We start from the raw sequence: 24,637 nt of genomic DNA, 5'->3' as shown, positions 1-24,637 counted from the left end.
CTCCCCCTGGTCAGCGGGGCTTTTTATTTGTGCCGTTGCCAGATGACGTGGCCTGCGCCACGCTGGGCCACCGCTCCGCAGGGGAACCCGCAATGCCCGATCTGTTCTCACTGGCGATGCCGTGGTGGGAGTTCATCCTGCGCGCGGTGGTGGTCTACGTCGTGGTGCTGGGCATGGTCCGGCTCAGTGGCAAACGTCCGCTGGGGCAGATCACCCCCTTCGACGTGCTGCTGGTGGTGCTGCTGGGCAATGCCGTGCAGAACGCACTGCTCGGCACCGATACCTCGCTGGGCGGTGGCTTGTTGCTGGCCGCGACCCTGATCCTGCTCAACTACGGCGTAGGCTGGGTGAGTACCCGCAGCCGTCGCATCGAGCGCCTGGTCGAGGGGGAACCGGTGGTGCTCGCGCGCGATGGGCGCCTGTTCGACGCCGTTCTGCGACGCGAGCAGGTCACCCGTGCCGATTTCGAGGCCGCGATGCGTCAGCAGGGCTGCCTGGGCGTGGAGGATGTCGAGCTGGCCCTGCTGGAGATCAACGGGCACATCACCATCATCCCCAGGAAGAGCACCTGACCCTGTAGAGCCGAGCCCATGCTCGGCTGCCTTGCGCCCGGCTCTACAGGTGCATGAGCCTCAGGGCGCGGCTTCGGCCTTCAGCGCCGGCCAGTTGCGGGTGGCGTCCACATCACAGGCCACATGCGTGCCCTTGCCATCCTTCGCGCAGAGCGCCGCCATGGCCTGCGGGATCTTCGGGTCGGCGGTATGCGAATACACCGCTGCCAATGCCAGACACCCTTCGCGGACACCGGCGCCGCACAGCGTCTCGAAGTAGGGCAGCGACGCGGCCCATTTCTCAGCCTTGAACAGCGCTTCGCCGGCAACCTTGCAGCCCAGCAGCTTGCCATCGGTGCAGCAGGCCTTGGCGCCATCCTTGCGGCCCAGGGTCGGGCAATCCAGCGGCATCGGAATTTCCACGAACGCCACCGGCGGCTTGCAGCTGGCAGTACCCGCCGCAGGCTTGCGCTCGTAATAGGCGAAGAGGCTGCCGCCATCGATGCCGACCAGGTTGCCGTTGTGCAGCGGCTGCAGCACGAAGTCGCTGCCGACATCGCGACGGACCAGAATCCGGCCGTCCTGCACGCTCGCGCGCAGGCGCTGGTCGAGGCCCTCCACTTCGATCAGGCCACCATCAATGAAGCGCAGCGGCGAGAGCACACCGTACTCGGCTTCATAGCTCCCACACGGCAGCGCAGTGGCCGGCACCGGAGCCAGTGAAGCGACCGGCGCAGCGGCCAGGCTGGCAAGCGCCTTGGCGCGGCCGCGGGCCACGCCGTCCGCGCGCTGCGCGCACGACAGCTGCAGCGCTTCGTGGGCCTGCAACAGGCGCCCGCCACTCCACAGCACCTCGGCAACGTCGGCGCAGAAGGTCTCGCCGTGCTGCTGCCGGCACAGTGCGGCCAGCTCATCGAGCTGCGCGGACGGCAACACGGGATCAACCGAATGCTGCAGCCCGAGCAGGGACTTGCCGATCATCTCCAGCCCGACCACCTCGGCGATCGCCCTGCAGCCCTCGGCGTTGAAGGACGCGGAATCCTCCTTGCAGATCTCCGGCTTCGGCGGCTCGGTCCGTGCAGGCGCCGGGGCAGCGTCCTTGGCCTGCTGCTGGTAGGTCTCCAACAGCTGGGAGCAGGCCGCGCCCACGCCCTCGGCACACCAGGCGTGCAGCTTCACCGGTGCGGCCTCCGGCAGCGCCTCCAGGCACTCGGAGGTGTTCATCACGCAACCATCTTCGATGGGCTCGGGCATCGTCTTGCAGGCGGCGGCGTGCTCACGGGTGAACTCGCGATAGGGCGTGTTGATCGTGCGGTCGTTGTCCGAGAAGAACCAGTTTTCCAGGCGTCCCGTGGACAGGTTGCCGGTGCCGAGCACGTCTTCCTGGCGGGCGATGCGCAGCTCCTCGGTGGCCTGGTAGGGGCCGGACAGGAAGGCGTGGCCTTCGCTCTCGATGGTCAGCGTGATATTGCCGCCGCTGTCCTTGTAGGTGCCGCAGGCCATCGACTGCGCGGCAGCCGGCAGACTGGCCGAGGCCAGCGCGAGCAACAGCAGGGAGCGCCAGCCCGCAGTGCGGGGACGGAGGGGAACAGCAGTAGGCATGACGTCATCCTTGAAGAAGAAAAACACAACCCGTCCGGTACAGGACGGACCAGGCAGGAGAAAGCACCACGCCTCAGGCGTGGCACGCGAAGATCAGAGCCAGTCGCGCGGCACCAGGTAATCGGCCAGGCGTGCCTCGGCGCTGCCCGCTTCCGGGGTGAAGCCGTACTCCCAGCGCACCCGCGGCGGCAGGCTCATCAGGATGCTTTCGCTGCGGCCACCACTCTGCAGGCCAAACAGGGTGCCGCGGTCGTAGACCAGGTTGAATTCCACATAGCGGCCGCGTCGGTACAGCTGGAACTCTCGCTCGCGCTCGCCGTAGGCGGTGTCCTTGCGCTGCTGCACGATCGGCAGGTACGCATCAAGGAAGCCATCGCCGACCGCACGCAGATAATCGAAATCACGCTCGAAGTCGCCGTGCAGGTCGTCGAAGAACAGGCCGCCGACACCGCGTGTCTCGTTGCGATGGCGCAGGAAGAAATACTCGTCGCACCAGCGCTTGTGCGCAGCGTAGCGCTCATCGCCGAACGGTGCGCACAGGTCGCGCGCAACCCGGTGCCAGTGCTGCACGTCCTCGTCGAACGGATAGAACGGGGTCAGGTCGAAGCCGCCGCCGAACCAGCTGGCCACCACCTCGCCGTCGCGCTGCGCCTGGAAGAAGCGCACGTTGGCATGGGTGGTCGGCACGTAGGGGTTCAGCGGGTGGAACACCAGCGACACGCCGGTGGCGCGCCAGGAGGCGCCAGCCAGTTCCGGACGGTTGGCCGAGGCCGAGGGCGGCAGGCGGCTGCCGGCCACGTCGGAGAAGCCGATGCCGGCCTGTTCGAACACCGCACCGTCGCGCAGCACGCGGGTGCGCCCGCCACCGCCCTCGGCACGCTGCCACAGGTCTTCCTGGAAGCGGGCCTGGCCATCGGCGGCCTCGATCGCCGCACAGATGCGGTCCTGCAGGTCGGTGAGGTAGGCGCGCACGCGCTCGAATTCGTTCATGGCGCGTACTTTACCGCAGGGCCCGCCCGAAGCTGCGGACAGGCCCTGGCGGGCTCAGCGCTTGCGGTTGGAATTGCGCGGCGGCGGAGTGTCGTCCTCGGCCGCCTCGTCAACCGCCTTCTGCAGGGCACCGCCCAGCGTGATCAGCTCCCAGTTCTGGGTTCCGAGCACGTCGCAGGCCACATGCAGGCCACTACGGTCGGCCTTGCACAGCTGCTCCAGGGTTGCCCGTGCGTCCAGTTCCGCGCCGTTGCCCTGCGCGGTAACCAGGTTCTCGCACCCTTCGCGCACGCCGGCGCGGCAGACCGTGGTGTAGTGCCCGGCGGCCTGCAGCCAGTTCCCGGACAGCGCAAGGCGGTTGCCGAGAATGTTGCAGCCCTGCAGCTTGCCCTGCGCGCAGCAGGCTTCGGCACCGCCCTCGTTGGCCAGCGCCAGCGGGCAATCCTGCGGCAGTGGCAGCACCTTGAACTGCTTCGGTGCACTGCACCGGGTCGGGCCCTCGCCGGTGGGGACGAACACCTGGAAGCGGGTCCAGTTATCCAGGCCCAGCAACTGGCCGCCGGGCAGCGGGCGCAGCACGAAGTCGCCGTCCCGGTCGTGGTGGATGCGGATGTCGCCCGCTTCGACGCGTGCGCGAAGATGGCTGCTCCAGCCAACGCCAACCAGGCCGGCATCGCCGAAGTCCAGCGTGTCCATCAGGCCGCCGTCGGACCGGTAATTGCCGCAGGGCAATGCAGTTGCGGGATGCGGTCGCAGCGATGCGCCCACCGCCTGCAACGCCGGCAGGCGCTCGCAGGTGGCGGTGTCATTGCCGGGGGTGCAGGCTGCAGCCAGGGCCTGCACCGCCTGCTGGGGATCTCCCGCGTCCCAGGACAGCTCAGCCACGCGGGTGCAGAAGCCGCCGTGCGGTGCCTCGCGGCATAGCTGCAATAACTGTTGCCGCCGCTCAGCCGGAATGATCACCGGCACGGTCGGCGCCGTCATCGTCACCATGGCTTCGGTCATGGCGGCCGTCATCGCGGCCTTGACCAGCTGCTCCTGCACTGCCGGGTTGGCCTCGAGTGCGGCGGCACACGCCGGGGTTCCCTGTTCGAAGCCACCGTTGTCACAGGCAGCGGGGAGTTTGATGCCGGACAGGGCGGCGTCGAGCGCTGCCTTTGCCAGGGCGGGATCGGCCTCGACCGAGGGTTTGGCCTCCTCGTGCCAACGATCAGCCAGTTGCAGGCACATGCCGGGCACGCCTTCCCGACACCCCGCTTCCAGGGCGGCCGGGGTCGCTTCGCGACGGTTGTCCAGGCACGCCGCCGCATCAGCCAGGCAGCTGCCTGCAGCCGGCGTGGCGGCTGCGGCGCACTGTGCGGGCGCCTGCAGGAGGTAGACCGTGCCATCCACCTCGACCGTGCGGCCACGATCGCGCACCTGCAGCGCGCTGGGCAGGCCGTACTCCAGGCTCACCAGTTGCAGCTTGCCGTCGATCTGCTGGAACGCGACCGGAGACGGCGCACTGCCGAAGTGCTTCTGCTCGCCGCGGTTCGGTGAGCTGATGCGCAGCGTGCCGCTGCCTTCGTCGGCCTTGAACAGGCCGCATTGTGGCGACTGTGCGGCGGCCATCGGCGCGGCCAGCAGCAGGGCCCAGGCCAGCCAGCGGCGGCGCGGTGCGGGTGAATGCATGTCGTCTCCTTGACGATCGAACGGGAAGCTCCTGGCGCTACGGCGAACCCTGGCCCTCGCGCGGGGGCGTGCATTGTGCCGTGCCGGGCACGAGCTGGTAACGCTGGTAGGCCGTCTGGTTGTCCATGCCGAGCAGGTCGCCGTTGCCGAGCTGGCGCAGCACAAGGGTTTCGCCGTTCTGCTGCAGCTGGACGGCGCCTTCATGCAGGCGGGCATGCGCGCCATCACCGAAGTCGAGCATGTCGATCACGCCACCGTCGGCCTGGTAACGGCCGCACGGCACCTGCTGCAGCGGAACCAGGCGCAGGTCGGTGCCGAGTTCACGCAGCGGTGCGGTACGTTCGCAGGCAGTAACGCGTCCCGCATCGCAGACCACCTGCAGGGCCTGCACTGCCAACGCAGGTTCCAGCGCGTTCAATTGCTGCGCGGCCACTTCCACGCAGAAGCGGCCATTGCGGTGCTGCAGGCACCGCTGCTGCAGCTGATCGCGAGCAGCGGCCTGAAGCGGCGAACCCAGCGTGTCTTCGTCTTCCTGCTGCAGGCGTTGATTCACCCGCTGCATGGCGGCAGCCAATGCATCATTCGTCAGCGCCTCGCAGGCCTGCGGGTCATGCCCGGGCGTGTGTTCGCGGCAGGCAGGCGGGCGTTCAAAGCCCGTGGCACCGACGTCGTCGGTGGCCTTTGCTGGGCTGCCATCCCGCAGTTGTCGCAGCAGCGCCGAGCAGCCCGCGCCAACGCCTTCGTCGCACGCGCGCTGGATCTGGCCGGGCGAAGCCGCGGGCAGCTGCGCAATGCAGTGGCTGCCGGCGGCGCGGCAGCTGCCGGCAATCGCGGCGGGTTCGCTGGCGCAGTCCCGGGACTGGCGCAACGTGTAGACCACCACAACCTCGTCTTCGATGCGCTGCCCATCGGCACTGATCCGGACCGGCAGCGCCACGCCATCGTCGAGCATGACCAGGCGGGTCTGCGCCGCACTGCGATCGACCCACAGCGGCTCCGGCTCGCTGCCGTCGTCGTGGCGGTAGCCGGTGCTGGGTGATGTGAACACCAGCGCCATGCCGCCGTCGGTGCTGCGGTACTCGCCACAGCGCAGCGCATCGGCGGCGGCAGGCAGCGCGGCGAACAGCAGCAGCGCGGGGAGAAGGGTCAGCAAGCGCATGCGACGGTCCTTGTCGAGCAGAGGAGGGGAGGGGCTCAGTGGAAGCGCGAGCGGATGTCTGCTCGCAGCAGGCGCCAGGCCAGCCAGCCCTGCAGGCCGAGGAACAGGATTGAGGTGCCGACCACGGTCAACGTGATCAGCCAGCGCTTCACCTGCAGTTCCTGCACCAGCCCCGGTTCATCGGTCAGAAACGGGATGAGGTCGCGCATGAACACGTCCAGCCACCCGGCGATCGCGAAGTTGGTCAATGCGCTCAGCAGCAGTATCGCCACGAAGCTCCACAGGCCCCAGCGACGCTCGCGCAGCAGTCCCCAGCTGGCCAGGGTCGAGGCCAGGCACAGCAGTGCGGCGATCATCGACGCGCCCACCGGGTGCGCCAGCAGCCAGGTCAGGCTGTGCACCTGTTGGTGCTGCGCTTCATTGGCCAGCAGTTGCCAGAGCGGGAGATTGTGCAGCGGCCAGAGCAGCAGGCCCTGCAGCACGAAGTAGACCGTCAGCAGCAGTGACAGCCAGAACGAAGCCTGTCCGATCGGGCGCACCCAGGCGTAATAGGCTGGAGCGGCAGGCGAGGGAAGCGGCGGGATCGGCACTGACATCCGGTGTCCTTGCAGTCGTCACCCGCGCGATCAGCGGGCCGTCACCCGGGTGGCGACGGCCGGCAGGATATGGTGTTCGCTCAGCGGTGCCAAGGGCAGGCCGTGCGGCGGCTGCAGCGGTACCCAGGCCAGTTCGGCGATCTCCGCGCGTGCCTGTGGCATGCCGTCCACCCGCACCCACCATGCCTGTGCCTGCACGCGGTGACCGGGTTCGTTCACCGCCCAGTCCTCGAAGTGGCCCAGCGCGATGGAGGCATCGGTGCGCAGCTGCACGGCGAGTTCCTCGTCCAGCTCGCGGGCCAGCGCCTGCAGCGGTGCTTCGCCGGGTTCGGGCTTGCCGCCCGGCTGGATGAAGCGGCTGGCGCCGTGCTTGCGCACCACCAGCGCCCGGCCGCGGTCATCCAGGATGACCGCGGCCACGATGTGGATCGTGGCCGCGGCGTTGCTCACTTCAGGTTCTGCTCGAACAGCTTGAGGATGCGCTTGTACTGGTCCAGCCAGGAATCGGCGCGCACGTAGCCGTGGCGCTCCAGCGGGTACGGTGCGATCGACCAGTTGTCCTTGTGCAGTTCGATCAGGCGCTGGGTGAGGTTCACCGAGTCCTGGAAGAACACGTTGTCATCCATCATGCCGTGGGCGATCAGCAGGTTGTCCTGCAGGTTCTGCGCGTACTCGATCGGCGAGGACACGCGGTACGCCTCCGGATCGATGTCCGGGGTGTTGAGGATGTTGCTGGTATAGCCGTGGTTGTACTGGTGCCAGTCGACCACCGGGCGCAGCGCGGCGCCGGCCTTGAACGTGCCCGGCGAGCGGAACAGGGCCATGAAGGTCATGAAGCCGCCGTAGGAACCGCCGTAGATGCCGGCATGATCGCGGTCACCCTGCTGGGTATCGACCAGCCAGTCCAGGCCGTCCTTGTAGTCTTCCAGTTCCGGGTGGCCCATGTTGCGGTAGATCGCCGTACGCCAGTCGCGGCCGTAGCCCTCGCTGCCGCGGTAATCCATGTCCAGCACGATGTAGCCCTTCTGCACCAGCAGGTTGTGGAACATCTGCTCGCGGAAGTAGGCCGGGTAGCGCTGGTGCACGTTCTGCAGGTAGCCGGCGCCGTGCACGAACATCACGATCGGGTACTTTTTGCCGGGTTCCTTGTTTTCCGGTTCGTAGTACTTGGCCCAGACCACGCCGGCACCGTGCTTGGACGGCACCGCCACCAGCTTCGGCTGGATCCACTGGCGCGCCTTGTAGTCGGCAGTGCGGGTGTCGGTCAGTACGCGGGCCTGGCCACCGGTGCTCGGCAGCACGGCCAGCTGCGGCGGCAGGTAGGCACCGGAATAGCGCACCAGCAGCTGCTGGCCGTCCGGAGACAACGAGAAGTCTTCCACGCCGTTGAGGCTGGTCAGCTCGCGCACCTGGCGGTTGCCGGTGTCCACCGCGCAGACTTCGTAGTCATGCGGTGCCTGCTGGTTGCACAGGAAATAGAAGCCCTTGCCATCGGCCGACGGCACCGGCGCCGAGGTTTCCCACTTGCCGCTGGTCAGCGCCTGCGGCTTGGCTGTGCCGGCCTGGGTGTACAGGTGCGAGAAGCCCGATTCCTCGGACAGCAGCCACAGCGTGCGGCCATCGGCCATCCAGCCGAAATCGTTGAAGCCCCAGTTGATCCAGCCGCTGTCGGTCAGGCGATGGCGGTTCTGCACGCGGCCATCGGTAGCGTTGACGCTGATGATCCAGCGGTCCTTGTTGTCGTTGGCACGCAGCATCACCGCGGCCTGCTGGCCGTCGGCGCTCCAGCGGATGCCACCGCCCATGAAGTCGCTCATCACCTGCACGCTGCGGTCGCCCTTCAGCGCATCCTTGCCGGCCTTGCGGCGCAGCTCGGCCAGCGGGTCGGTGGCGATACCGGGCAGGCTGGACAGCGAGACCTTCTCGGCCTTGCCGGTGCGCACGTCCACATACCACAGGGTGTGCGGTTCGAAGCCATTACGGCCGACGCGGGTGCGGGTGTCTTCGGTTTCCTCGTAACCCGACTCGGTCACGTACAGCGGCATCTTGCCGCCACGGCCGTCGTCGAAGTCCTTCGGCTTGGTCACCACGATCAGGTGGGTCAGGTCCGGCGACAGCACGCTGTCACCGATCTCCACGTCGGCACCCAGGTACACCGGACCCGGCGCGCGGGTCGGGTCGGCCTGGCGCCAGCGCTGGTCCTGGTCCTTCAGTGCTTCGCGCTGGTCGCGGTCGCGGCGCAGGGTTTCCAGCGTGCGCAGCTGCTGGTCGCGCAGCACATCGGCCTTCGGCGCCGTACGCGGGTCCTTCTCGGCCTTCAGGCTGGCCACCTGCTGCACGCCGCTGGCGGCGGTCCAGTGGAACCAGTTCTGGCCGACACGCCAGATCACGCCATTGTCGGCAGCGAAGTTCACGTTGCCCGCGCGCTCGTTGCTGCGGGTCAGCTGGGTCAGCGCGCCGCTGCGCAGGTCGCGCACGAATACGTCGCCATTTCGGACGAAGGCGCTGCGGCTGCGGCTGCGGTCGTAGGCCGGCTCGGCCACGTCGAGGGTGCCGCGCTGGTCATCGGCCACCTGCGCGGCCACACCGCCGGCCACCGGCTGGCGGAAGGTATCGCGCACCGGGCTGCCGCTGCGCTTGAGCTGGTACTCCACCTGCTGGCTGTTCCACGACCACCAGGCCTTCTCGACCGGCGGACCGATCCAGTCCGGGTCGGCCATGGCCTGTTCGATGGTGATCGGCGTCGGCGCGGCATGCGCAGCCGGTGCGGCCAGCACGGCCGACAGCAGGAGGGACAGGGGCAGCACTCGGGACATGGGCGGACAGCACCAGTAGAGGAAACCGGGCAAGGGTAGCAGCCGCCCGGGCCGGGGGAGGGGGCCACAGGTCATGGCAGCGGGATTGGCAAAGTGGTGCAACCGGTTGCCGGGCTTGCGCATCCATCCTTCTGAACCCGCATCATCCACCGAACAGGAGCCGACCATGCAGGAACTGATCCCGATCACCCTCTTCATCTGCATCGCCTACGCGATCCACGCCATTGCCGATGCCCGCGCCCGCAGCAAACTGGTCGCTCCCCATGTGCCGGAGGAAGTGATCCGCTCGCTGGCCATGCTGGAGGAAGAGCGCCGCCGCCAGGGCGCATTGCGCTGGGGCATCAGCCTGGTCTGCCTGGCGCTGGCCATGGCCCTGCTGGAAGTCATCGGTGCCCGTGACCTGACCTTCGGTGCCGCTGCCGCAATGGTGGGCAGTGCCGGCCTCGGCCAGCTGCTGGCCTGGCACTTCACCCGTCCCGTCGCGCGCAAGGGCTGAGCCAGGACATGCCACGGGCACAGGGGGCGCCCCGCAGATGAGCCTGCTCGGCGAAGCATTGTCGGCACTGCGGGGCCGTCGTCGCGATGATGCAGCAGCGGCGGCACCGCCCGCCGAGCCGCTGGACGCGGACCAGGCCCTGGTACGGGCCATCATCGATGGCTCGCAGGCGGCGTTTTCGCAGCTGGTCGAGACCCATCAGCGCACCTGCGCGCATGTGATCGGGCGCATGGTCGGCGACCGCGACCAGGTGGCCGACCTGCTGCAGGAGACCTTCCTGGCCGTGTTCCGCCAGCTGCACCGGTTTCGCTTTGAATCCTCGCTGCGCACCTGGGTTTCCCGGGTGGCCTACACCACCGCGCTGCAGCACTCTGCGCCGGCGGCGGCTGGAGGCGCAATGGATGGTGGCGGTGGAGGTGCCGGAGGAACTGGGAATCGGCGATGAAGGCCCGGGGCCGGCCGAATTCAGCGAGGCGCTGCAGGCCGGCCGCCATCTTGGCATCGCGCTGGAGCGGTTGAGTGCACCGCAACGATTGATTGTCGGCCTGCACTATCTGGAGGACTTCGACCTGGCCGAGATCGAGCAGGTGACCGGGCTGGCACGCGGTACCATCAAGAGCCACCTGCACCGCGCGCGCCAGGTCCTGAAGCAGGAACTGACGCGGCATGCCGCCGCCGGAGAACTGCTGTGAGCCAATCGACTGACCCTCGCGATGCGGAAGAACGCGCGCTGGCGCAGGCGTTGCGTGAGCAGACGCAACAGGAAGAAACGCCGGATGTGAGCGAGGCGCTGCAGAAGCGCATTGCCGCAGAGTCGCGTGACAGTGGCGTGGGCTATGTGGTGGTGCAGGTGGTGTTGCTGGGGGCGTTGGTGGCGGCGGCTGTCTGGTATTTCTGGCACTGAGGCCTGCGTCCCGCTGTTGGTAGGTGCCGACCTTGGTCGGCGCTCGGGTGTGTGTGCCAACCAAGGTTGGCAGTTGCCAGAGCGGTGAGCCGATAGCACCGGGCCACGCCAGGCGGCCTTCCCCTCCACCTGCGACAAAGTGAAGCAGCGCGTCACCCGGTCGCATCCCGTTTTAACAATATCCACCTAAAGTGGTGCGGTATCCCACCGGCAGCTGGCAGGAGGCGTCCCTTGGACGCGTTGTTGTTGTCCCGGATCCAGTTCGGATTCGTCATCAGTTTCCACGTGCTGTTCCCCGCCTTCACCATCGGTACGGCCAGCTGGCTGGCCTTCATCGAATGGCGGTGGCTGCGCACGAAGTTGCCCGTGTGGCGCGAGCTGTATTTCTTCTGGCAGAAGATCTTCGCGGTGTCGTTCGGCATGGGCGTGGTCAGCGGCATCGTCATGGCCTTCCAGTTCGGCACAAACTGGCCGCGGCTGAGCGAGGTCGCCGGCACGGTGATCGGTCCGTTGCTGACCTATGAGGTGCTGACCGCGTTCTTCCTGGAAGCCAGCTTCCTCGGCGTGATGATGTTCGGCTGGGGCCGGGTCTCGCCGCGCCTGCATTTCTTCTCCACCTGCATGGTGGCGCTGGGCACGCTGTTCTCCACGTTCTGGATCCTGTCGTCCAACAGCTGGCTGCATACACCGGCCGGCTACGAGATGGTCAACGGCATCGTGCATCCGGTGGACTGGTGGCAGGTGGTGTTCAACCCCTCGTTCCCCTATCGCCTGGCGCACATGGCGCTGGGCTCGTTCATCACCACCTGTTTCGTGATCGGTGGCGTGGGCGCGTGGTACCTGCGCAAGGGCACACATGTCGAGGCCGGACGGCGCATGCTGATCGCGGCGGTGGCGTTCGCGGCGCTGACGGTGCCGGTACAGATCTTCGTCGGCGACATGCATGGCCTGAACACGCTCAAGCATCAGCCGATGAAGATCGCGGCGATGGAAGCGCACTGGCATGAAACCCAGGAAGGCGAGGGCGTGCCGCTGGTGGTGTTCGCGCTGCCGAACGAAAAGGAAGAGCGCAACGACTTCGAAGTGGCGATTCCGAAGCTGGGCAGCGTGATCCTCACCCACAGCCTGGACGGCACCTTCGATCCGCTCACCTCGGTGCCGGCCAGCGAGCGGCCGCCGGTGACGCCGGTGTTCTTCGCCTTCCGCATCATGGTTGGGCTGGGCACGCTGATGCTGCTGCTGGCCTGGGTGTCAGCGTTCCAGCTGTGGCGCAGGAAGCTGCTGGATTCGCCGTGGCTGCTGCGCGGCTGGAACTGGATGCTGCCCAGCGGTTTCATCGCACTGCTGTCGGGTTGGTTCGTCACCGAGATGGGGCGCCAGCCGTGGGTGGTGTATGGCGTGCTGCGCACCGCTGATGCGGTCGGCCCGCAGAGTGCGTGGATGACGGCGTTGTCGCTGGGTGTCTATGTGGTTGGCTATGCCTTCGTGTTCGGCTGGGGCATCTGGTACCTGGTGAAGATCCTGCGCCACGGGCCGCAGCCGTATGCCGAGGGGCCGTCGCTGGACCATGGCAGCCATACCCCGGCGCGTCCGTTGTCGGCGGCCGATGAACCGCTGGAGGAGCGCTGACATGGACCTGATGACCTGGCTGCCGGTGGCGTGGTTCGCGGTGATCGGCTTCGGCGTGCTGATGTACGTGGTGCTGGACGGCTTCGTGCTCGGCATCGGCATCCTTGCCCCGTTCGCCGAGGACGAGGAACAACTGGACCTGATGATGAACACCGCCGCGCCGATCTGGGACGGCAACGAGACCTGGCTGGTGCTCGGTGGCGCAGGCCTGCTGGCGGCCTTCCCCAAGGCCTATGCGGTGCTGCTGTCGGCGCTGTACCTGCCAGTGCTGCTGCTGGTGGTGGCGCTGGTATTCCGCGGCGTGGCCTTCGAGTTCCGCTTCAAGGCGCATCGATCGCGCCGGTTGTGGAGCGTGGCGTTCGGCCTCGGTTCGCTGCTGGCCACGTTTGCCCAGGGCGTGATCCTCGGCACCCTGGTGCAGGGCATCCCGCTGGTGGACGGTGTCTATCAGGGCGGGCCGTTTGCCTGGTTCAGCCCGTTCGCGATGCTGACCGGTGCCGCGCTGGTGGCCGGCTATGCGCTGCTGGGCAGCACCTGGCTGATCCTGAAGACCGAGGGGCGCGTGCAGGCGCTGGCGCGGCAGATGACCCGGCCGCTGGTGGTGGCGGTGATCGCGGCGATGGGCCTTGTGAGCAGCTGGCTGCCGTTCCTCGATTCGCGGTTGATGGATCGCTGGTTCAGCGACGGCAACTTCTGGTGGCTGTCGCCGGTGCCGCTGCTGACCCTGGCGGTAGCCGCCGCGCTGTGGCGCAGTGCCACCCACCCGCGCCGTGACCTGCCGCCGTTCCTGCTCAGCCTGGCCCTGTTCGTGCTCGGCTTCCTCGGCCTGGTGCTGGGCATGTGGCCTTATCTGCTGCCACCGTCGATGACCCTGTGGCAGGCCGCCGCGCCGGCGTCGTCGCTGGGCTTCACGCTGGTCGGGCTGGTCATATTGCTGCCGGTCATCCTCGGCTATACGGCGTGGTCCTACCGGGTATTCCGCGGCAAGGTGCACGCCGACACCGGTTACCACTGATCGATTGAACACGGGGCCTGCCGTTGCCGGGCCCCGTGTTGGGGAATGTGAAACCTGCACACCCTGCGCGGGACGTGCTAGCGTGCGCTCCTTTCCGGCGGCCAGGGGGGCAGCCGGCGACGTCCTGGACGGACGCACGGCTGCAGGAACGGGGGGCCGCCGCGCGTCGCCGTAATGGCTCGTGCCTATCGTTCTCCCGTTGAAGCACCATCGCTAAATGATCGAATTCTCCATCGTCGACTGGGCCGCCTGGGCGCCCGGCCTGAGTGAGCGTAGCCAGTGGCTGGGCTGGGCCGATGCGCCGTACCCGCCGCACGGCGCGGACACGCCGGCGCTGGCCGAAGTGCCGGCGATGCAGCGCCGCCGCATCGAGCGGCTGGGCCGGATGGCGATCCAGGCCGCGTGCTGGTGCGAGGACGGGCAGGGCGCCGACAGTGACGTGCCGCTGGTGTTCGCCAGCCGCCACGGTGACGTGGCCCGTTCGATGGACCTGTTGGGTGCGTTGGCCGCCGACGAGCCGTTGTCGCCGACCGGATTCGGTCTGTCCGTGCACAACGCGATCGCCGCGCTGTACTCGATCGCCCGCGGCCACCGCGGCAACTACCTGGCGCTGGCGGCGGGCCAGGCCACGGTGGAGTCGGCTTGCCTGGAGGCCGTCGGCCTGCTGGCCGACGGTGCCCGCGAGGTGCGGGTGGTGGTCTATGAGTCGCCACTTCCGGAAATTTACGCGACGTTCGCCGACGAACCCGACCCGTTCTTTGCCTGGTGCTGGCGCCTGACCGCCCCGGCAGAGGGCCGACCGACGCTGTCGCTGCAGTGGCAGCCGGCCGACGCCCAGGCCAGCACTGCGCCCGGCCTGCTGCCGCATGCGCTGGACCTGCACCGGTTCCTGTTGACCGGCGCGCCGGCGCTGGAACACGTGGCCCACGGCCAGCGCTGGCGCTGGAGCCGCCGTGGCTGAGCTGCTGCGCCGCCTCGACCATGCCTGGCGGGTGTTTGGCACCGGCCTGAGCTTTGTCGCATTTGGCCTCGGCGGCCTGCTGCTGGGCGTGCTGGTGATGCCGGTGCTGCTGCTGATGCGCGACCCGGTGGTCCGCCGCCGCCGGGCCCGCCGCGTGGTCCAGGCCGCCTTCGCCAGCCATCTGCGGCTGATGCGCGGGCTGGGGGTGATGACCTACGAGATCGAGGGCGGTGAACGCCTGCAGCGCGACGGCCTGCTGGTGCTGGCCAACCACCCGACCCTGATCGACGTGGTCTGCCTGATCTCGCTGCTGCCCAACGCCGACTGCGTGGTCAAGCGGGCCGTGGCCTGCAACCCGTTCATGCGCGGTCCGGTACGGGCCGCCGGCTACATCTCCAATGACGACGGCGCCGGCCTGGTCGATGACTGCGTGGCCGCGGTGCATGCCGGCGGCACCCTGGTCATCTTCCCGGAGGGCACCCGCAGCGTGCCAGGGCAGCCACCACGGCTGCAGCGCGGGGCCGCCAACATCGCCGTGCGGGGCCGCCTGGACGTCACCCCGGTGCGGATCACCTGCAGCCCGCCAACGCTGACCAAGGGGCAGAAGTGGTATCGTGTCCCCTCACGTCGCTTTCACGTTCGGCTGCAGATCGGCGAAGATATCCCGATCGCGCCATTTCTGGCCGAAGACGACTCGCCAAGGGGGGATGCCTTGGCAGCCCGTCGCGTCACCGAGCACCTTTCTCGTTATTTCGACCTGTCTGGAGATCCGAACCGTGCAAGCACTTGAGCACGAGATCAAGGAATTGATCATTTCCTCCCTTTCGCTGGAGGACATCACGCCGGAGGACATCGATCCGACCGCCCCACTGTTCGTCGAGGGTCTCGGCCTGGATTCGATCGACGCGCTGGAGCTGGGCCTGGCGCTGCAGAAGAAGTACGGTGTGAGCCTCTCGGCCGATTCGGAAGAAACCCGTCGCCATTTCTCCAGCGTGCGCGCGCTCGGCGAGTTCGTCGCCGCCCGCCAGTCGTAACGGTGCCAGGACCTGCCATGACCAAGAATGAACTGTTCGAACGCATCGTCAGCATCCTGACCGACAGCTTCGAGATCGAAACCGCCCGGATCACCCCGGAGGCCCGCCTGTACGACGACCTGGACATCGACAGCATCGACGCGGTCGACCTGATCGTGCAGCTGAAGCCGTTGCTCGGCCGCAACCTGCAGCCGGAAGCGTTCAAGGCCGTGCGTACCGTGCAGGACATCGTCGATGTGGTGCACAGGCTGCTGCCGGACCAGGCAGCCGCCTGACCGCAGCGCCGGCGGCTCCACCATGGCACGCGCACGCACGGTCGTGGTGGCTGCGATCTCGCTGGCCTACCCGGTGCTGGTGTACCTGGCGATGGGCCGCTTCGAGCCACGCTGGCTGTCGCTGCTGCTGTTCACTCTGGCCCTGCTGCGCGCGCTGAGTACGCGCCAGCCGCTGTGGTGGGCCGCGGCCGCCGGCACCGGCCTGCTGGCGGTGCTGGCCACCGTGCTCAACCAGGCCCTGCCGCTGAAGCTGTACCCGGCGCTGGTCAACGCAGTGATGCTGGCGGTATTCGGCACCAGCCTGCGTTTCGGCCCGCCGCTGGTGGAACGCCTGGCTCGGCTGCAGGAACCGGACCTGCCCCCGTTCGCGGTGGCCTATACCCGCCGCGTCACCCAGGTGTGGTGCGGCTTCTTCGTTCTCAACGGCAGCCTGGCCCTGCTGACCGCGCTGTACGCGTCGGACCGGGTCTGGATGCTCTACAACGGATTGTTGGCGTACGTGATGATGGGCGTGTTGTTCGCAGGTGAGTGGCTGGTGCGGCGGCGGGTGAAGGCGGCGCACGCGCATGGCTGAGTGGATTGCTCTGGACCGGCTGCTGCTGGAGGCGCGGCCGCATCGAAGCGTTGGCGTCTGCGATGGCGAGGTGATCGACCACGCCTGCTTCCGCCAGCGCGTACTGGCCTGGCGCGCCGCGTTTGCGGCGGCCGAAGGCCGTGACTGGGCCTTGTATTTCGATGATGCGGTGGCCTTTGCCGCTGCGTTGTTCGGTGCCTGGCATGCCGGCAAGCGGGTGTTCCTGGCTGCCGACAATCTGCCGGCCACGCTGCAGGCGCTGCAGCCGCAAGTGAGTGGTTTCGCAGGCGACGTGTCCGCCGATTATCGTCCGCTGGCGGCGCTGGACGCCTCACCGGACGAGGGTCTTCAGGCGCTGGACGAGCGCGCCTGCGAGCTGTGCGTGTTCACCTCCGGCAGCACCGGACAGCCCAGTGCGATCAACAAGCGCATGGACCAGCTGACGCGCGAGGTGGACGCACTGCAGGCTGCGTTCGGCACGCAGCTGGAAGGCGTGCAGGTGCATGGCACGGTGTCGCACCAGCACATCTATGGCCTGCTGTTCCGCGTGCTGTGGCCGCTGGCTGCCGGCCGCCTGATCCATCCACGCCGGTTCTTCCACGAAGATCTGGTGGGTGCGCTGGCCGGTACCGATACGGTGCTGGTCGCGACCCCGGCCCACCTCAAGCGCCTGCCCGAGCAGCTCGACTGGGCCAGCCTGCATGGCCGCCTGCGCGCGGTATTCTCCTCTGGCGGCCCGCTGCCGGAAGAAGCCGCACGCCAGGTGCGGCAGTGGCTCGGCGTGGCACCGACCGAGGTCTATGGCAGCAGCGAGACCGGCGGCATCGCCTGGCGCCGCTGGGACACCGACCTGCCGCCGTGGCAGCCGCTGCCCGGCGTGCAGTGGCGCATCGAGGAGGGCTGCCTGGCGGTGGCCTCCGCACATCTGGAAACCCCGGATTGGTGGCGTACCCAGGACCGCGTTGAAGCGTTGGCCGATGGCCGCTTCCGCCTGCTGGGCCGCGCCGACCGCATCGTCAAGATCGAAGAGCGCCGCGTTTCGCTGGATGCACTGGAACGTGCGTTGCGCGAAGACGCCGAAGTGGATGACGTGCGCGTGCTGGTGCTGCCCGGGCAGCGCGAGCAGCTGGCCGCGGTGGTGGTACCGGCCGATACGACGCTGCTGGAGGGCGGTGAGGCCGCGCGCCGCGCGCTGGGCCAGCGCCTTGGCGCGCGCCTGGCGCAGGCACATGACGCGGTCACCCGGCCGCGCCGCTGGCGGCTGGTGCCGGCGCTGCCGATCAACGCACAGGGCAAGGTCACCCAGGCGGCACTGGCAGCGTTGTTCCAGCCGCTGATGCCGGTGCCGGTCTGGGATCACCGCGATGCGGCCAGCGCAACGTTGCGCATGACCCTCGACCCGGCGCTGCGGCCATTCCAGGGCCACTTCCCGCAGGCAGCGATCCTGCCCGGCGTGGCGCAGCTGGACTGGGCGGTGCGTTTCGGCCGCCAGGTGTTCCCGATGCCGGCAGCGTTTCTGCGCATGGATGCGGTGAAGTTCCAGCACGTGGCCCGCCCGGGTGATGAGCTGACCCTGCAGCTGGACTGGGATGCCACACGCAGCGTGCTGGCCTTCCGTTACACCTCCAGCCACGGTGTGCATGCCAGCGGCAAGGTGGTCTTCGCCGATGCGGACTGATCCGGCCGTTGCCGGTGCCGCGTTCGCGCCACTGGTGGTGATTCCCGTCTACGACCACGAGCATGCCATCGCGGCGGTGGTCGACGGCGTGCAGGCCGCCGGCCTGCCGTGCCTGCTGGTCGACGATGGCTCGCATGAGGCGTGCGCGACTGCACTGCGTTCACTGGCGCAGCGCCAGGGCGTCGACCTGCTGCGCCTGGACGTCAACCAGGGCAAGGGCGGGGCGATGCTGGCCGGTTTCGCCGAAGCCGGCGCGCGTGGCTACAGCCACGTGCTGCAGATCGATGCCGACGGCCAGCACGATACCGCTGACCTGCCACGCTTCATCGAAGCGGCGCGCGCCCATCCCGAGGCGGTGATCTGTGGCATTCCGGCCTACGACGCCAGCGTTCCCAAGGCGCGTTTGTACGGCCGCTACGCCACCCACATCTGGGTCTGGATCAACACGCTGTCGCTGCACCTGCGCGACACCATGTGCGGCTTCCGAGTGTATCCACTGCCGCCAGTGCTGCGCCTGGTCGGCGAAGAGACCATCGGCCGGCGCATGGATTTCGATACCGAAGTGATGGTGCGCCTGTACTGGCGGCAACTGCCGGTCGAGCACCTGGCCACGCGCGTGACCTATCCATCCGATGGCGTGTCGCACTTCGATGTGTGGCGCGACAACGTGCGCATCAGCCGCATGCACACCCGCCTGTTCTTCGGCATGCTCTGGCGCGCACCGCGCCTGCTGTGGCGCCGCCTGCGGGGACAGCACTGAGATGGCGGCCGCGCAGGGTGCCCCGCACTGGGCCGACATCGGCGAATCCACCTCGGTGGCCGGCGTGCTGTTCCTGTGCTGGGTGCACCGCTGGTTCGGGCGCTGGCCATTCCGCCTGTGCGTGTGGCCGGTGGTGGCCTGCCATTGGCTGGGCAACCGTGTCGGTCGCCAGGCCTCGATGCAGTACCTGCAGCGGCTGCAGGCGCACAGCGGCGTGCTGGGCCGTGCGCCGACCCGGCGCGACAGCCTGCGCCACTTCTTCGCCTTCGCCGACACGATGCTGGACAAGATCCTCGGCCTGGGCGGGCGCTATCCGGCCGAACGCATCCATCTGCATCGCGACCTGGTGCTGGAGAAGATCGCGCGCCGCGAAGGCGGGCTGATCCTCACCGCGCACATCGGCTGCCTGGAACTGTGCCAGGTGCTGGCCGAACAGGTGCCGGGTTTCCGCATCACCGTGCTGGTGCACACCGCGCATGCACAGCGCTTCAACCGCCTGCTGCAGCGGCTGGACCCGCTGGCGGCGGTGGAGCTGGTGCAGGTAACCGAAATGGGCCCGGCCACGGCAATGATGCTGGCCGAGCGCGTGGCGGCCGGTGGCTTCGTCGCTATCGTCGGCGACCGCACGCCGGTGCAGGGCGGCCGCAGCGTCACCGCCGATTTCCTTGGCCACCGTGCGCCGTTCCCGATCGGCGCCTACGTGCTCGCTGCCGCGCTGGGCTGCCCGGTCTACACGATGGCCTGCCTGCACCAGGGTGAGGGCTATCGCGTGGCGTTTGAACAGTTTGCCGAACGCATCGTGCTGCCGCGTGGCTCGCGCGATGCCGCGCTGGCCGAACAGGCACAGCGCTTCGCGCGCTGGCTGGAACTCCAGGTCATCCAGTCCCCGTTGGACTGGTTCAATTTCTTCCCCTTCTGGGATCAGGCTCCGCATGACGACTGACGCCGTACCCGTGTGCCGCTTTGGCGATGCACCGTTGACCATTGAAGACGTGGTTGCCCTGGCCCAGCGCCAGTGCGACGCCGCCCTGAGCGACGCGCCGGTGTTCCGCGCGCACATCCAGCGCGGTGCCGACTTCCTCGACCGCCTGCTGCGCGAGGACGGCGTGATCTATGGCGTGACCACCGGCTACGGTGACTCGTGCACGGTGAACATCCCGCCGGCGCTGGTGGCTGAGCTGCCGCACCACCTGTACACCTACCACGGCTGTGGCCTGGGCCGTTACCTGGACCCGGTCGAGACCCGTGCGGTACTGGCCGCGCGCCTGGCGTCGCTGGTGCGCGGCATGTCCGGTGTCAGTGTGCCGCTGCTGGAAGGCCTGGCCACGCTGCTGCAGCACGATGTACTGCCGATGATTCCGGCCGAAGGCTCGGTCGGTGCCAGTGGCGACCTGACCCCGCTGTCGTACGTGGCCGCTGTGCTGTGCGGCGAGCGCGAGGTGCTGCACGACGGCCGCGTGCAGCCGGCGGCGGATGTGCTGGCGAAGATCGGCATGACCCCGCTGAAGCTGCGACCGAAGGAAGGCCTGGCGATCATGAACGGCACCGCGGTGATGACCGGCCTGGCATGCCTGGCCTGGCAGCGCGCCGATTACCTTGCGCGCATGGCCACGCGGCTGACTGCGTTCAACGTGCTGGCCAGCGACGGCAACGCGCATCACTTCGACGAAACCCTGTTCGCCGCCAAGCCGCACCCGGGCCAGGGCCGCATCGCCGCGCGCCTGCGCAGCGACCTGCACAGCGAGCGTCCGCCGCGCAATGAACAGCGCCTGCAGGACCGCTACTCGCTGCGCTGCGCGCCGCATGTGATCGGCGTGCTGGAAGACAGCCTGCCGTTCCTGCGCCAGCTGATCGAAACCGAGCTGAACAGCGCCAACGACAACCCGCTGATCGACGCCGATGGCGAGCGCATCCTGCACGGCGGCCACTTCTACGGCGGCCACATCGCGCTGGCGATGGACACCCTGAAGAACACCGTGGCCAACGTCGCCGATCTGCTCGACCGGCAGCTGGCGCTGGTGGTCGACGCCCGCTACAACCATGGCCTGCCGGCCAACCTGTCGGCGGCCACCGGCCCGCGCGCAGCCATCAACCATGGCCTGAAGGCGCTGCAGATCAGCGTTTCGGCCTGGACCGCCGAAGCGTTGAAGCAGACCATGCCGGCCAGCGTGTTCTCGCGTTCCACCGAATGCCACAACCAGGACAAGGTCAGCATGGGCACCATTGCCGCGCGCGATTGCCTGCGCGTGATCGAGCTGACTGAACAGGTTGTGGCCGCGATGCTGGTCGCTGCCCGCCAGGGCTTGGCGCTGCGCGAACGGGTTGGCCTGAACGCGCAGCTGCATGGCAGTCTGGCCGACATGTACGCCGACCTGGGGCAGCGCATCGCCCTGGTTGAAGAAGACCGCGCGCTGGATCGCGAACTGCGGGAGCTGCTGGTGGAGATCCGCGCGCAACGTTGGGAGCTGTATGCCGGTGAATGAAGCAATCGAACGGGCCGGCGAGATTGCGCTGACCCCGGCCTTCCATGACTGCGATCCGATGAACGTGGTCTGGCATGGCAACTACTTCAAGTACTTCGAGATCGCGCGCTGCGCGCTGCTCGGGCGCTACGACTACGACTACCCGCAGATGCTCGAATCTGGCTACCTGTGGCCGGTGGTCGATGCGCGGGTGAAATATGTGCGCCCGCTGCTGTTCAACCAGGCCCTGCGCGTGATCGCGCGCATCGTGGAATGGGAGAACCGGCTGAAGATCGAGTACGAAATTCTCGATGCGCAGAGCGGCCAGGTGCTGACCCGTGCGATGACCATCCAGGTTGCGGTGGACGCGGCCAGCAAGGAAATGTTGTACCAGTGCCCGCCGGTACTGTGGGAACGCCTGGGAGTGCCCGCGCCATGAACCGAGCGAACCGTTTTGCGCGCGCACTGCTGTGCGCGTTGCTGCTGCTGGCCGCACCGCTGGTGCAGGCGGCCGACCTCGCCATCGATGCGATCACCCAGGCGGTGGCGCGGCCGGACGTGCTGCGTGGCCAGTTCAGCCAGGAAAAGCAGGTCAGCGGCTTCAAGAACCCGCTGCGTTCTCAGGGCCGGTTCGTGGTCGCGCGCCAGCACGGCGTGATCTGGTCCACGCTCAAGCCGTTCCCCTCCGAGGTGGTGGTCACCGCCGACCGCATCCTCAGCCGCCAGCGCGATGGCAGCGCCCGCGTCGAACTCGATGCACGGCAGCAACCGGCGATGCGTTCGGTGAACGCGATCATGTTCGCGCTGATGAGTGGCGACGTGCAGGCGCTGTCCAGCCAGTTCAACGTGGCGGCCAGCCGTGAAGGACAAGGCTGGCGGCTGCGCCTGACGCCGAAGTCGGCGATGCTGGCCAAGGCTTTCGAATCGCTGACCCTGCAGGGCGACCGCTACGTGCGCCAGGTCGAGATCGTGGAGGCCAACAAGGACCGCACGCAGATCCAGTTCAGCGCGTTGAGCGAGACGCCGGCCACGCTCAATGCCGACGAGGCCCGCCGCTTTGAGTGAGGCCGCGGCATCGAACGCACCGGACCGGTTGCGGCGCTGGTGGCACTGGCTGGGCATCGCCTGGCTGCTGGTGCTGGTGGTACTGGGCGCGCAGCAGTGGCACCTGTGGAGCCAGCAATCGCGGATCGACACCGACATCCTCGCCCTGCTGCCGCAGGATGCACACGACCGCCTGTTGAGCGATGTCACCCGGCGCATTGCCGATGGCAGTTCGCGGCAGGTGGTGGTGCTGCTGGGCAGCAAGGACGGCGCTGCCGCCAAGCGTGCGCAGGCCGCATTTGCTGCAGCCATGGCCAAGGACGCCGATCACGCCCTGCTGGTACCCAGCGGCTCGATCGAAGGCTGGTTCGATGAGGCGCGCGCGTTCTACGCGCCGTACCGTGACCGCCTGCTGACCCCGGCCCAGCGCGAGCAGCTGCAGGGCAGCGAGCCGGGCGCGCTGGCTGAACAGGCGTTGGCCGCGCTGTACGGCCCGATGGGCGCGCCGCGCCTGACCGACTGGCGGCAGGACCCGTTGTCGCTGTGGCCGCAATGGTGGCAGCAGCAGGCGCAGGGGTCGGGGCTGCGGTTGGGCGATGACGGCCTGCTTGAAGCCGAGGGCAGGCACTGGGCCGCGCTGCAGTTCGACACGCCGGGTTCGGCGTTCCAGCTCGACGGCGAACGCCATCTCGATGGCCTGCTGGAACGTGCCGGGCAGGCAGCAAAAGCGGCCGCTCCGGATCTGGAGATCCTGCATGCCGGCGTGCCACTGCACGCCGAAGCGGCCGCGGTGCAGGCCAACCAGGAGATCAACACCATCGGTTGGGGGTCGCTGGCGGCGGTGCTGCTGCTGGTGTGGCTGGCATTCTGCTCGCTGCGGCCGATCCTGCTGGTGGCCGCCTCGCTGCTGATCGGCTGTGGTGTGGCGCTGGCGGTGACCGTGCTGGTGTTTGGCAAGGTGCACGTGCTGACTCTGGTATTTGGTGCGTCGCTGGTGGGCGTGGCCGAGGACTACGGCATTCACTGGTTCGCCTCGCGCCAGGCCGAGCCGGCCGATCGTCGCTGGAAACTGCTGCGGCATCTGCTGCCTGGCCTGTGGCTGGCCCTGCTGACCAGTGCGCTGGCCTACCTGGCATTGGGCCTGGCCCCGTTCCCGGGCCTGCGCCAGATGGCGCTGTTCTCGGTGGTGGGTCTGGCTGCCGCCTTCCTCACGGTGATCTTCTGGTTCCCGTGGCTGGATGGTGGCGAGATCCGCCAGACCCGCTTCTCGCAGTGGCTGGGCAACACGCTGGAGCGTTTCCCGCGCCTGCATGGCCGCCGCGCGGTGACGATGTTCGTGGTGATCACGCTGGCACTGTCTGCCGTCGGCATCGCGCGCCTGCAGAGCAACGACGACCTGCGCAGCCTGCAGTCGTCGCCGCCGGCATTGATGGCGCAGCAGATCCGCCTGAGCCAGTTGCTGGGCATGCCCAGCCCGGCGCAGTTCTACCTGGTGCAGGGTGCCGATGCCGCGCAGCTGCTGCAGCGCGAAGAAGCGCTGACCGAACGCCTGCGTGTATTGGCCAACGACAAGCGCATTGGTGGCTATCGCGCGATCAGCGATTGGCTGCCGTCGCCGTCGCGCCAGCAGGCCGATGCCGCGCTGACCGCGAGGGTGGAACCCAGCGTGCTGTCGGCCGTGTCCGAGGCCGTGGGCGAGCCGCTGCAGCGACCGCAGTTCGCGGCCGCACCACTCAGCGCCGAAGCCTTCCTGGCCTCGCCGGCGTCGCAGCCGTTCCGCCACCTGTGGGTGGGCGAGGTCGGTGGGCAGATGATCAGCGTGGTGATGGTCGATGACCTGTCGCGCGCCGATGCGCTGGCCACCCTGCAGGGCGCGGCCGAAGGCCTGCCGGGTGTGCGCTGGGTGGACCGTACTGCCGACTTCTCCACGCTGCTGGGCCACTACCGCAAGCTGATGGGTGGGCTGCTGCTGGTCGGCATCGCGCTGGTGTTCGGCGCGCTGTGGCTGCGCTACCGCGGCCAGGCCTGGCGCGTGTTCGCGCCGACCCTGATTGCCGGTGCCTTGACCCTGGGCCTGCTGGGTCTGTTCGGCCAGCCGCTGCAGCTGTTCAACGTGCTGGCACTGATGCTGCTGCTGGGCATGGGCATCGACTACGGCATCTTCCTGATCGAGCACCGTGGCGATGCCAGCGCCTGGCTGGCAGTGTGCGTGGGCGCGGCCAGCACCTGGCTGTCGTTCGGCCTGCTGGGCCTGTCGCAGACCCCGGCGCTGCGCGCGTTCGGCCTGACGCTGCTGTTCGGCATCGGCCTGGTCTGGTTGATCTCGCCGCTGTTCCGGCCGCCGCCACATGACCTGCCGCCAGCTTGAACCTGTCTTCTGACTTCCTTCTTTCCACCTGATCGAGCAACAAGGACGCACC

Annotated in this window: 24 protein-coding genes and 1 pseudogene; 18 read left to right on the top strand and 7 right to left on the bottom strand. The window is 68.2% G+C overall.

The window, feature by feature from the left end:
- Positions 1–92: 92 nt before the first annotated feature.
- Positions 93–572, top strand: coding sequence for a DUF421 domain-containing protein (locus AC3ITW_RS21700; protein WP_012512489.1), 480 nt, complete (start codon positions 93–95; stop codon positions 570–572).
- 60 nt (positions 573–632) lie between these two features.
- Here the strand turns inward: AC3ITW_RS21700 and AC3ITW_RS21695 are convergent, their stop codons facing one another.
- The 7 genes from AC3ITW_RS21695 to AC3ITW_RS21665 all read right to left on the bottom strand — a co-directional run bounded on the left by AC3ITW_RS21695 (position 633) and on the right by AC3ITW_RS21665 (position 9,385).
- Complete coding sequence (locus AC3ITW_RS21695) at positions 633–2,153, bottom strand: hypothetical protein (protein ID WP_489389927.1); 1,521 nt, start codon at positions 2,151–2,153, stop codon at positions 633–635.
- Positions 2,154–2,246: 93 nt separating this feature from the next.
- Positions 2,247–3,143, bottom strand: coding sequence for an oxygen-dependent coproporphyrinogen oxidase (hemF, locus tag AC3ITW_RS21690; RefSeq protein ID WP_006402399.1), 897 nt, complete (start codon positions 3,141–3,143; stop codon positions 2,247–2,249).
- A gap of 54 nt (positions 3,144–3,197) precedes the next feature.
- Complete coding sequence (locus tag AC3ITW_RS21685; protein ID WP_100469937.1) at positions 3,198–4,814, bottom strand: hypothetical protein; 1,617 nt, start codon at positions 4,812–4,814, stop codon at positions 3,198–3,200.
- Positions 4,815–4,851: 37 nt separating this feature from the next.
- The gene (locus tag AC3ITW_RS21680) at positions 4,852–5,973 is read right to left on the bottom strand and encodes a hypothetical protein (protein ID WP_100469935.1); all 1,122 of its coding nucleotides are present in this window, start codon (positions 5,971–5,973) and stop codon (positions 4,852–4,854) included.
- Positions 5,974–6,008: 35 nt separating this feature from the next.
- On the bottom strand, positions 6,009–6,569 hold the full coding sequence (locus tag AC3ITW_RS21675; protein ID WP_100435463.1) for a hypothetical protein: 561 nt from the start codon (positions 6,567–6,569) through the stop codon (positions 6,009–6,011).
- Positions 6,570–6,599: 30 nt separating this feature from the next.
- Positions 6,600–7,019, bottom strand: coding sequence for an NUDIX hydrolase (locus AC3ITW_RS21670; protein WP_012512483.1), 420 nt, complete (start codon positions 7,017–7,019; stop codon positions 6,600–6,602).
- Positions 7,016–9,385 carry a S9 family peptidase gene (locus AC3ITW_RS21665; protein ID WP_032973805.1) on the bottom strand — a complete coding sequence of 790 codons (2,370 nt, stop codon included), beginning with the start codon at positions 9,383–9,385 and terminating at the stop codon, positions 7,016–7,018. The genes AC3ITW_RS21670 and AC3ITW_RS21665 overlap by 4 nt, the downstream gene beginning before the upstream one ends.
- Before the next feature lie 166 nt (positions 9,386–9,551).
- Here AC3ITW_RS21665 and AC3ITW_RS21660 point away from each other — a divergent pair, with 166 nt between their 5' ends.
- The 17 genes and pseudogenes from AC3ITW_RS21660 to AC3ITW_RS21580 all read left to right on the top strand — a co-directional run bounded on the left by AC3ITW_RS21660 (position 9,552) and on the right by AC3ITW_RS21580 (position 24,585).
- The gene (locus tag AC3ITW_RS21660; RefSeq protein WP_006402341.1) at positions 9,552–9,881 is read left to right on the top strand and encodes a hypothetical protein; all 330 of its coding nucleotides are present in this window, start codon (positions 9,552–9,554) and stop codon (positions 9,879–9,881) included.
- Positions 9,882–9,918: 37 nt separating this feature from the next.
- Positions 9,919–10,573, top strand: a pseudogene (locus tag AC3ITW_RS21655) (RNA polymerase sigma factor).
- Entirely contained in the window at positions 10,570–10,785 is a 216-nt protein-coding gene (locus AC3ITW_RS21650; protein ID WP_153676192.1) for a hypothetical protein, read from the top strand. Before AC3ITW_RS21655 ends, AC3ITW_RS21650 begins: the two are co-directional and overlap by 4 nt.
- A gap of 231 nt (positions 10,786–11,016) precedes the next feature.
- Positions 11,017–12,414 carry a cytochrome ubiquinol oxidase subunit I gene (locus tag AC3ITW_RS21645; protein WP_049462287.1) on the top strand — a complete coding sequence of 466 codons (1,398 nt, stop codon included), beginning with the start codon at positions 11,017–11,019 and terminating at the stop codon, positions 12,412–12,414.
- A gap of 1 nt (position 12,415) precedes the next feature.
- Positions 12,416–13,429, top strand: a complete 1,014-nt coding sequence (gene cydB / locus AC3ITW_RS21640) for a cytochrome d ubiquinol oxidase subunit II (protein WP_010482330.1) — start codon at positions 12,416–12,418, stop codon at positions 13,427–13,429.
- 217 nt (positions 13,430–13,646) lie between these two features.
- Positions 13,647–14,390, top strand: coding sequence for a beta-ketoacyl synthase chain length factor (locus AC3ITW_RS21635; RefSeq protein WP_153676191.1), 744 nt, complete (start codon positions 13,647–13,649; stop codon positions 14,388–14,390).
- Entirely contained in the window at positions 14,383–15,180 is a 798-nt protein-coding gene (locus AC3ITW_RS21630; protein ID WP_006402207.1) for a lysophospholipid acyltransferase family protein, read from the top strand. Before AC3ITW_RS21635 ends, AC3ITW_RS21630 begins: the two co-directional genes overlap by 8 nt.
- Positions 15,167–15,424 carry a phosphopantetheine-binding protein gene (locus tag AC3ITW_RS21625; RefSeq protein ID WP_005411610.1) on the top strand — a complete coding sequence of 86 codons (258 nt, stop codon included), beginning with the start codon at positions 15,167–15,169 and terminating at the stop codon, positions 15,422–15,424. Before AC3ITW_RS21630 ends, AC3ITW_RS21625 begins: the two co-directional genes overlap by 14 nt.
- A gap of 17 nt (positions 15,425–15,441) precedes the next feature.
- Positions 15,442–15,699, top strand: coding sequence for an acyl carrier protein (locus AC3ITW_RS21620; protein ID WP_006402206.1), 258 nt, complete (start codon positions 15,442–15,444; stop codon positions 15,697–15,699).
- Positions 15,700–15,721: 22 nt separating this feature from the next.
- Positions 15,722–16,273, top strand: coding sequence for a COG4648 family protein (locus AC3ITW_RS21615; protein ID WP_012512473.1), 552 nt, complete (start codon positions 15,722–15,724; stop codon positions 16,271–16,273).
- Positions 16,266–17,951 (top strand): ApeI family dehydratase, encoded by a 1,686-nt coding sequence (locus AC3ITW_RS21610; RefSeq protein WP_153676190.1) that lies wholly within the window; start codon positions 16,266–16,268, stop codon positions 17,949–17,951. The genes AC3ITW_RS21615 and AC3ITW_RS21610 overlap by 8 nt, the downstream gene beginning before the upstream one ends.
- Positions 17,941–18,711, top strand: a complete 771-nt coding sequence (locus tag AC3ITW_RS21605) for a glycosyltransferase family 2 protein (RefSeq protein ID WP_100469927.1) — start codon at positions 17,941–17,943, stop codon at positions 18,709–18,711. The genes AC3ITW_RS21610 and AC3ITW_RS21605 overlap by 11 nt, the downstream gene beginning before the upstream one ends.
- Before the next feature lies 1 nt (position 18,712).
- On the top strand, positions 18,713–19,654 hold the full coding sequence (locus tag AC3ITW_RS21600) for a lysophospholipid acyltransferase family protein (RefSeq protein ID WP_006402023.1): 942 nt from the start codon (positions 18,713–18,715) through the stop codon (positions 19,652–19,654).
- Positions 19,644–21,194, top strand: a complete 1,551-nt coding sequence (locus AC3ITW_RS21595) for an HAL/PAL/TAL family ammonia-lyase (protein WP_012512469.1) — start codon at positions 19,644–19,646, stop codon at positions 21,192–21,194. The genes AC3ITW_RS21600 and AC3ITW_RS21595 overlap by 11 nt, the downstream gene beginning before the upstream one ends.
- The gene (locus AC3ITW_RS21590) at positions 21,181–21,612 is read left to right on the top strand and encodes an acyl-CoA thioesterase (RefSeq protein ID WP_100435456.1); all 432 of its coding nucleotides are present in this window, start codon (positions 21,181–21,183) and stop codon (positions 21,610–21,612) included. The genes AC3ITW_RS21595 and AC3ITW_RS21590 overlap by 14 nt, the downstream gene beginning before the upstream one ends.
- Entirely contained in the window at positions 21,609–22,238 is a 630-nt protein-coding gene (locus tag AC3ITW_RS21585) for an outer membrane lipoprotein carrier protein LolA (protein WP_153676189.1), read from the top strand. The genes AC3ITW_RS21590 and AC3ITW_RS21585 overlap by 4 nt, the downstream gene beginning before the upstream one ends.
- The gene (locus AC3ITW_RS21580; RefSeq protein ID WP_153676188.1) at positions 22,210–24,585 is read left to right on the top strand and encodes an MMPL family transporter; all 2,376 of its coding nucleotides are present in this window, start codon (positions 22,210–22,212) and stop codon (positions 24,583–24,585) included. Before AC3ITW_RS21585 ends, AC3ITW_RS21580 begins: the two co-directional genes overlap by 29 nt.
- Positions 24,586–24,637 lie beyond the last annotated feature (52 nt).

The sequence above is a fragment of the Stenotrophomonas sp. KH_052 genome, from assembly GCF_057838755.1.
Note: the sequence above shows the minus strand (reverse complement) of the source record. Positions and strands in the feature narration are given on the sequence as shown.

What these genes read in the sequence shown, in the direction of transcription:
- AC3ITW_RS21675 (WP_100435463.1), bottom strand. Translation starts at nt 6,569, where the DNA reads ATGTCAGTGCCGATCCCGCCGCTTCCCTCGCCTGCCGCTCCAGCCTAT.
- AC3ITW_RS21635 (WP_153676191.1), top strand. Translation starts at nt 13,647, where the DNA reads ATGATCGAATTCTCCATCGTCGACTGGGCCGCCTGGGCGCCCGGCCTG.
- AC3ITW_RS21695 (WP_489389927.1), bottom strand. Translation starts at nt 2,153, where the DNA reads ATGCCTACTGCTGTTCCCCTCCGTCCCCGCACTGCGGGCTGGCGCTCC.
- AC3ITW_RS21585 (WP_153676189.1), top strand. Translation starts at nt 21,609, where the DNA reads ATGAACCGAGCGAACCGTTTTGCGCGCGCACTGCTGTGCGCGTTGCTG.
- AC3ITW_RS21700 (WP_012512489.1), top strand. Translation starts at nt 93, where the DNA reads ATGCCCGATCTGTTCTCACTGGCGATGCCGTGGTGGGAGTTCATCCTG.
- AC3ITW_RS21660 (WP_006402341.1), top strand. Translation starts at nt 9,552, where the DNA reads ATGCAGGAACTGATCCCGATCACCCTCTTCATCTGCATCGCCTACGCG.
- AC3ITW_RS21615 (WP_012512473.1), top strand. Translation starts at nt 15,722, where the DNA reads ATGGCACGCGCACGCACGGTCGTGGTGGCTGCGATCTCGCTGGCCTAC.
- AC3ITW_RS21580 (WP_153676188.1), top strand. Translation starts at nt 22,210, where the DNA reads ATGCCGACGAGGCCCGCCGCTTTGAGTGAGGCCGCGGCATCGAACGCA.
- AC3ITW_RS21590 (WP_100435456.1), top strand. Translation starts at nt 21,181, where the DNA reads ATGCCGGTGAATGAAGCAATCGAACGGGCCGGCGAGATTGCGCTGACC.
- AC3ITW_RS21620 (WP_006402206.1), top strand. Translation starts at nt 15,442, where the DNA reads ATGACCAAGAATGAACTGTTCGAACGCATCGTCAGCATCCTGACCGAC.
- hemF (WP_006402399.1), bottom strand. Translation starts at nt 3,143, where the DNA reads ATGAACGAATTCGAGCGCGTGCGCGCCTACCTCACCGACCTGCAGGAC.
- AC3ITW_RS21680 (WP_100469935.1), bottom strand. Translation starts at nt 5,973, where the DNA reads ATGCGCTTGCTGACCCTTCTCCCCGCGCTGCTGCTGTTCGCCGCGCTG.
- AC3ITW_RS21605 (WP_100469927.1), top strand. Translation starts at nt 17,941, where the DNA reads ATGCGGACTGATCCGGCCGTTGCCGGTGCCGCGTTCGCGCCACTGGTG.
- AC3ITW_RS21600 (WP_006402023.1), top strand. Translation starts at nt 18,713, where the DNA reads ATGGCGGCCGCGCAGGGTGCCCCGCACTGGGCCGACATCGGCGAATCC.
- AC3ITW_RS21595 (WP_012512469.1), top strand. Translation starts at nt 19,644, where the DNA reads ATGACGACTGACGCCGTACCCGTGTGCCGCTTTGGCGATGCACCGTTG.
- AC3ITW_RS21665 (WP_032973805.1), bottom strand. Translation starts at nt 9,385, where the DNA reads ATGTCCCGAGTGCTGCCCCTGTCCCTCCTGCTGTCGGCCGTGCTGGCC.
- cydB (WP_010482330.1), top strand. Translation starts at nt 12,416, where the DNA reads ATGGACCTGATGACCTGGCTGCCGGTGGCGTGGTTCGCGGTGATCGGC.
- AC3ITW_RS21685 (WP_100469937.1), bottom strand. Translation starts at nt 4,814, where the DNA reads ATGCATTCACCCGCACCGCGCCGCCGCTGGCTGGCCTGGGCCCTGCTG.
- AC3ITW_RS21610 (WP_153676190.1), top strand. Translation starts at nt 16,266, where the DNA reads ATGGCTGAGTGGATTGCTCTGGACCGGCTGCTGCTGGAGGCGCGGCCG.